5 protein-coding genes are annotated in these 6642 nt (G+C 61.5%); 1 reads left to right on the top strand and 4 read right to left on the bottom strand.

Annotated elements, in window-relative coordinates:
• Positions 1-463: hypothetical protein (locus E3T43_RS19075; protein WP_206751391.1), on the top strand; the 463-nt coding region annotated here is incomplete at its 5' end.
• 204 nt (positions 464-667) lie between these two features.
• On the opposite strand, the gene E3T43_RS01045 is transcribed toward E3T43_RS19075, so the two are convergent.
• From E3T43_RS01045 to E3T43_RS01030, 4 genes are all read right to left on the bottom strand, one after another.
• A complete protein-coding gene (locus E3T43_RS01045) occupies positions 668-874 on the bottom strand; it encodes a hypothetical protein (protein ID WP_134470995.1) in 207 nt (68 codons plus the stop codon).
• A gap of 320 nt (positions 875-1194) precedes the next feature.
• Complete coding sequence (locus tag E3T43_RS01040) at positions 1195-2283, bottom strand: XRE family transcriptional regulator (protein ID WP_134470994.1); 1089 nt, start codon at positions 2281-2283, stop codon at positions 1195-1197.
• A gap of 79 nt (positions 2284-2362) precedes the next feature.
• Positions 2363-5566 carry a type I restriction endonuclease subunit R gene (locus E3T43_RS01035; protein WP_134470993.1) on the bottom strand — a complete coding sequence of 1068 codons (3204 nt, stop codon included), beginning with the start codon at positions 5564-5566 and terminating at the stop codon, positions 2363-2365.
• 34 nt (positions 5567-5600) lie between these two features.
• Positions 5601-6578 (bottom strand): 5'-nucleotidase, encoded by a 978-nt coding sequence (locus tag E3T43_RS01030; RefSeq protein ID WP_174844299.1) that lies wholly within the window; start codon positions 6576-6578, stop codon positions 5601-5603.
• Positions 6579-6642: the final 64 nt, after the last annotated feature.

Below are 6642 nucleotides of genomic sequence, written 5' to 3'. Positions count from 1 at the left end.
CACGGCGGCCCGGGCACCAAGCCCGGGCCGCTACCACCTCGTCAGAACTTTGCTACCAATTACCTGGACTGGCGCTACCATCAAGCGCTACTCGCCAGTCGGCTCGGGTCAGGCCGCGAATAGCGCGTTCATCACTGACCCGCTGGGCCAGGTCGACTCGTTCGCGGAGGTACGCGGCATGTCTCCGTTGGAGCACCTGCCGCACCCTGGCATCATTGCCGGCCACCGCATGGGCAACGAGGTTGGACCCCGCATTCAGGCCGGCGGGCGGCTGGCCGTTGAACCAGTCCGCGAGGATCGAAGCTGGCGCATCGCTGCCACGCAGAAAGCGGATGCGCTGAGCTGTGCGTTCCTTGGTCTTGGAATCGAGTCCGGCGAGGGTATTCGTGCCAAAGAAATGAATAAAGGCGTCCTGCGAACGAGGCGTGAGCGGTCGGCGAGAACGCGTGTGTCGATTCGCTGATGAGTCGTCAATGACCCACGCCTTGCTCCCCAGCTTCCTGCTCGCGGGGATGCGCCCCCCGTTCGATGAGCTTGCGCACACCACGCTCGCTAATACGTCGAGCCTGCGCGTACTCCTTCACGTTAATGACACAACTGTACCGATCGAGCCCGACTCATGGACATCCTCCAGCCCGCATGAACAAACAAGAGACACTCCTAAGAATCAGTTCAACAGCCTGAGGAACGTTGAATCCGGCATACGAGTGCGACGACGTTCGCGCAGTACAGCCAGATGGGCCACGGCATCCTCGGCGCTGAAGCTCCCTACACGCACGGCCAGGGCGAGCAGGTCGGTCGTGCGAAACACCTTGATCTCGGGATGCCCCACGGCCAGATAGTCGATCGCACCCCGGTCGTCGGTGAGGAACATTGCGTCAAGCTGCCGTCGAACGATGACAGCGATAGTCTCCGATTCTCCAAAGCTCCTTCCAGAAGGGTCACCCGGCGCCCGCAGTCGGATCTGAATGGCTCGGGCATCGACACGCTCCGCACGATCAGATCTGATGGGGACTCCGAGAATTTCAGGCACGTTTTTCAGGTCTTCGAGCTGCACAAGTTCGGCGGACCTTTCGCACTCCGCCGCGACGGACGACACCCAGCGCCCTCGACCCTGGAGAAGCCCCTCCAACACAGAGATCTGGCGAATGTGGGCAAAGTTCACCAGGACCGTGTTGTCCGGGAAAAAGAGAGTCACTTCGCCGGGACAAATCCGAATGCCGTCGCCATCGTATCCAGGTTGGTTTGAGCCTCCACTTCGTCGGAAGCTTCGTCGACCTCAACACCCAACATCCACGCCAGGGAACGCCGTGTTGTTTCAAATTTCTCGTGCGCGACAAGGATTCTGACAGGAAACCGTCGGCGGCCGGCGGCAACCCACCGCTGACTAATCGGGTCGTCGAAGACCCCGACGTCCATTGGTGGATACTTGCGAATCAGCTGCCCGGTGCGCAGCGTCACCTCGGGACGATCAATTTTGAGACTGTCCAAGCGCACGCCGAGCGCCCCGATCGAAACACCGCTCCCCCAGAGAAACTTTGCTAGCTCTGGCCCGCGAGTGGCGGACCAGTCGATCATTCGCATTTCCTCCTCGGGCAGCAGCAGTTGCGCCGCGAATGCATTCGCCGCCGACTCGTCCGATATCGAAGCTGGCTCGTCAATCGGCGTGTACTCCGCTCGAGAAATGTGCCCAAGCTCATGAGCTATTGTCCAATTCTGTCGACCCCAGAAGTTCTCAGTCGGGACAACAATGACAGTTGCGTTCGGCAACTGCATCGAATAGCCGGCGGCGTCGGGCATGGCTAGTTTGACGACGTCGATGCCGAAAACGCGCTCAACGGCATCCGCAAAGTGAAGTGTCCAATCCGCGCCAAATGCGTCGAGCAGCATCTCGCGGGCCTCGGATGGATCGGTCGGGACCGCGCGCCGAGCCAGGGGCTGCAGGTCGTCTACTGCCTGGCGGAACACCAGAGCAACATCGTCCAGAATTGCTCGCTCTCCCGCCGCCGCTCGTGACAGTTGGTAGCCGTTAATCTGCGAAAAGTTGTGGCGGGCAGCGATACGGATCGGAAATGGGTCTTCCCCCGTCAGTACCCAGTCGACCGACATCCGAAGTTCCCGTGCCAAGCTCACGAGTTCGTCACCCGTGAGTCCACGTGTTTCATTGAGCGCACGCGACAGAGCGCTCGGCGCCATCCCGATGCGCCTCGCGAGTTCATTCTGAGACGTGCCGGGCGCCATCTGCTCCAGGCACGTCAGAACGCGTTCTCGAAGGGTTTCCATCTCCCCAGACTACCCCTCGTTGCGAAAATCACATCGGTCGGTGTGCTCTGGTTTGCAGACCGCGAGAAGGTCGCCGGTATTAGCGCTCCGCCGCAAACCGCAGCGCCATTGACTCCATTTGCTCCATCACCAGCTTGATGGCGGCGGGCTGCTGGTCGGGCGGGTATCCGTTCACCACGAGCAGCCGCTTGATCGACGAGCGCAGCTTGGCACGCACATCGTCGCGCACGGTCCAGTCGGTGCGCACGTCGCGGCGCATCACCTGCACCAGCCCGCGCGCGATGTCGGCGAGTTTGCCCTCGCCCTGCAGATCCACGGCGGACTCGTTCTGCGCCACCGCGTCATAGAACGCCAGCTCATCACTGGTCAGCGCGGGCTTGAAGTGCGACCCACGCTGCGACTCGGCGGCGACCTCCCGCGACATCTCGACGAGCGCGGCAATGACTTCGGCGGAGGTCAGCTGCTGGTTGGTGTACTTGTTCATCAGCTCGGTGATGCGCTCCGAGAACGCCCGCTGCCGCACCATATTGTTACGAGTGGATGCCACGGCCTCCTCGGTCAGCAACTTACGCAACGCTTCAATCGCCAAATGCGGGTTGCGCGCCTGCTGCGTCTTCGCCACGAACTCCGACGTCAGATCGCTCAGCGACGGCTTCGGCATGCCAGCGGCTTCGTAGATGTCCAGCACCTCACCGGATGACGTGGCGGACGCGATCAGCTCCCCCAGCAACCGCTGGATCTCCTCGGGGATCGGCTCGCCGCGCAACTGCCGATCATTGGCATCGCCCTTGGCCATCCAGACCCGAATCTCCTCGTAGATCTGCACCTCTGGGCGCAGCTCCGCCAGGTTCTGCGACCCCGAGCACAGCGCCCAGGCCCGCGAGAGCTGGCCCGAGTACCGGCGGTATTTCACCCCGAGGGTCTCTTCACCCTCAACAATCTGGTTTCCGGGCGTGCCGGGCGCCCGCAGATAGTTCACGGCACCGGTCACCGCGTTCAGGTAGGCCTTCGGTCCACCCTTGTGCAGCACGGCTTTCCAGTCATACCCGGCCAGGAGACCGCGCAGGGTCTCGACGAGAGTCTCGGTGAGCGCGACCACCTCGTCGATGTTGCGGCCGAGCGGTTTGCCGGTCTGGTCATCCGCTGTGTATTCGGCGAGCGCCTTGGCCAGATTCTCGGCGAGCGGCGCGTAGGCCACGAGCAGCCCGTCTTCCTTGCCGCGAAAGGTGCGGTTCACCCGCGCGAGCGTTTGCATGAGCAGCGCACCCTTGAGCGGACGGTCAAGGTAGAGGGTGTGGAGCGGCGGGGAGTCGAAGCCGGTGAGCATCATGTCTTTCACGATGACGAGTTCGAGTGAGTCGTCGACGTTCTTGAGCCGGGCCTTGATCGCATCGTTCTGTGAGGTGCGCCGCACGTGCAGGCTGACCGGCGGCTGGTCCGTCGCAACCCCGGAATACACCACCTTGATCACGCCTTGGTCGACCGCAGCGGAATGCCAGTCTGGCCGCAGCGCCACGATCGCCTCGTAGAGCAGCGCGCAGATCTCGCGGGTGCCACCGACGATCATGGCCTTGCCCGGCTTCTCGATGAACTTGATCATGTGGCTGCGCCGGTTCTCCCAGTGCGTCACGATATCCTCCGCGAGCGCGGCGATGCGCTCGGGAGCTCCATAGACCGCGTTGACGACGGCCACGCTCTGCTCGATGCGGGCGCGCTCGGTCTCGTCGAGCCCCTGGGTGGCGTCGTCGGCCGCGTCGTCGAGCATCTCCTCGGTGACGTCCGCTGCCAGCGACACCTTGATCAGCCGCGGCTCGAAATACACCGGCACGGTCGCGCCGTCCTCGACCGCGCGAGACAGGTCGTACACGTCGATGTAGTCGCCGAACACGTCTTGGGTGTTGCGATCATCGAAGGAGATGGGCGTGCCGGTGAACGCGATCAGCGTCGCGTGCGGCAGTGCGTCGCGCAGGTGGCGGGCATACCCGTCGAGGTCGTCGTAGTGGCTGCGGTGCGCCTCATCGACGATGACGATGATATTGCGGCGGTCCGACAAAAGCGGATGCTCCATCCCGGCATCCTTCTCGGCCTTGCTGATTCCGAATTTCTGCAGCGTAGTGAAGAAGATTCCGCCGGTGTTGCGCTCGCTCAGCTTCTGCCGCAGGTCGGAGCGGCGCAGGATCTGCTCCGGCTTGCCCGGAAGCAGCAGGCTGCGATCGAACGAGCTGAACAGCTGCCCGTCGAGCTCCTTGCGGTCGGTGATGACGACGATGGTCGGGTTCTTCAGCTTGGGATGCAGCGTCACCAGGTTGGTGTACAACTCCATCTCCATGGACTTGCCCGACCCCTGCGTGTGCCAGACCACCCCGGCCTTACCGTTGCTCGCGACGGCCTGCACCGTGCTGGCGACCGCCTTGTTCACGGCGAAAAACTGGTGCGGTTTGGCGATGCGCTTGGTGAGGCCATCGTCGCCCTCATCGAACGCGGTGAAATAGGTCAACAGCTGCAGAAAGTTGTCCTGGTTATAGAGGCCGGCCAGGGCAGTGTCGAGCCCGGTGACCGCGTCGCCGTCGACCGTGGTCGTGCCGGACTGCACCGGCTTGCCGTCGTCGTCGACGTTCCACGGTGAAAAGTGGTTCAGCGGAGTGAACGGCGTGCCATACGACGCCGACTGCCCATCGGAGGCGAGCGTGAATACGCAGAACCGAAACGCCATCGGAAACTCGCGCAGGTAGGTCTGTAGCTGGGCGTGCGCTGCGGCCACGGTGGCCCGCTCGCTGCCCGCCTTCTTCAACTCGATGATGCTCACCGGCATGCCGTTGCAGTACAGCACGATGTCGAACCGGCGCAGATAGTCGCCCTGGCGCAGCGTCACCTGGTTCACGGCCAGCCAGTCGTTCTGCGCCGGGTCAGAACTGATCAAGCGGATGCTGGGGCTCACCTCGGCCCCGCTGGCATCGAGATAGCTGAACGGAAAGCCGTGCACGAAGTACTCGTGCATACGCTGATTCTCGGTGATCGCGTCCATCGATTTGGGTGCGGTCAGCTCGGCGAGCGCCTGGCGCAGGTACTCCACCGGAACGGTCGGGTTAAGATTGCGCAACGCCTCGAGCAGGCGCGGGCGAATGAGCAGTTCGCCCCACGACTCGCGCTCCCCAGTGCCCGGCGCGATCTTCTCGCCGGCGAGCGGAAGCCAGCCGAGCGGCTCCCCCAGCTGGTCGAGCGCGAAGTCCTCCCACGCGGCTTCGGACAGCCCCTGTGCTGCCGTAGATATAGTGATCGTCATTGCCTATCCCCTCAACTGCGGCGACGCCGATTTGTCATGACACGGTTTCCAATATGTCGAGCGAAATTACCGTGCCCTGTGGTGACTCATTTGCGATGCCATACGGCACGTGCACACTTGCAGCGAATTCTGCCGTGGCAGAGAGATGGCCTTCCTGGTCATCAAAGAAGATATGCGGCCGTAGAACTTTAAGGACGGAGCCTTTGGAAATACCGCCAAGGAAAAAGGCGTCGTTTACCGTTATTCCCCAGGCGCTGAGTGTTCTCACGGCGCGTTCATGTGCCGGCGCATTTCGGGCCGTTACAATCGAGATTCGCACCCGCGGCTGATATTGAGGTTGCTCCAGCTTCTTGATCTTTTCAAGATTCTGGATCATGTGTAGATCCTTCAGCAGCTCGCGTAACGGTCCCGCGCTAAGAGATCGATCAAGGTTGAAGACCTCATGATCCTGAAATCCTTTCAACCCGCCAGGGCCTTGAAAAATTCTTTCAGACTCGTCGTCGGCCAAGACTCCGTCAAAGTCGAACGCCACGCGCACTTCGCCACCATCCTCGGCGTAGCTCAGATCAGAAGGCATCACACGGCCGGCCGGAAACCCGAGTTCGACAGCCTTTCTTACGTCACGTTCATCTGCGGATAGAAAGAGGGACATCTCGAATGCACCGATGTACTCGTAGGGGGACTTGCCCTGTGTGAAAACTGCGCGAGTAATGGACAGCCCGTGAGATTCGATGGATCGCATGACTCGAAGTCCAGTAGTTGGGTCGTTTTTCGAAAGGACTATCACTTCGACCAAGGGATCGCCTATCGGACTAAGGTCGTTCAGCCCCAGTAGTCTCTGAATGAATGGGAAGGCCACCCCGGGAAGAAGCTGAGTATCTATGTTGGCATCTTGATAAGTTCGATACGGTTCTTCCCCCTCCGCGCGAAATATGGCGTCCGACTCGCTCAGGTCAAAAAGCGCGCTCGATGCGACACCGACGACGAGTCGGTTAGTAAGTACATAAGCCATGATTCCCCCAACTTTCTTGCGTATGGCGCATCATCTGATCTTAACGAAACAACTCCAAGCTCAG

The sequence above is a fragment of the Cryobacterium sp. Hh7 genome (genome assembly GCF_004403155.1).
Lineage (GTDB): Bacteria > Actinomycetota > Actinomycetes > Actinomycetales > Microbacteriaceae > Cryobacterium > Cryobacterium levicorallinum.
The sequence above is the reverse complement of the archived record's forward strand: the minus strand, read 5'-3'. Positions and strand labels throughout refer to the sequence as shown.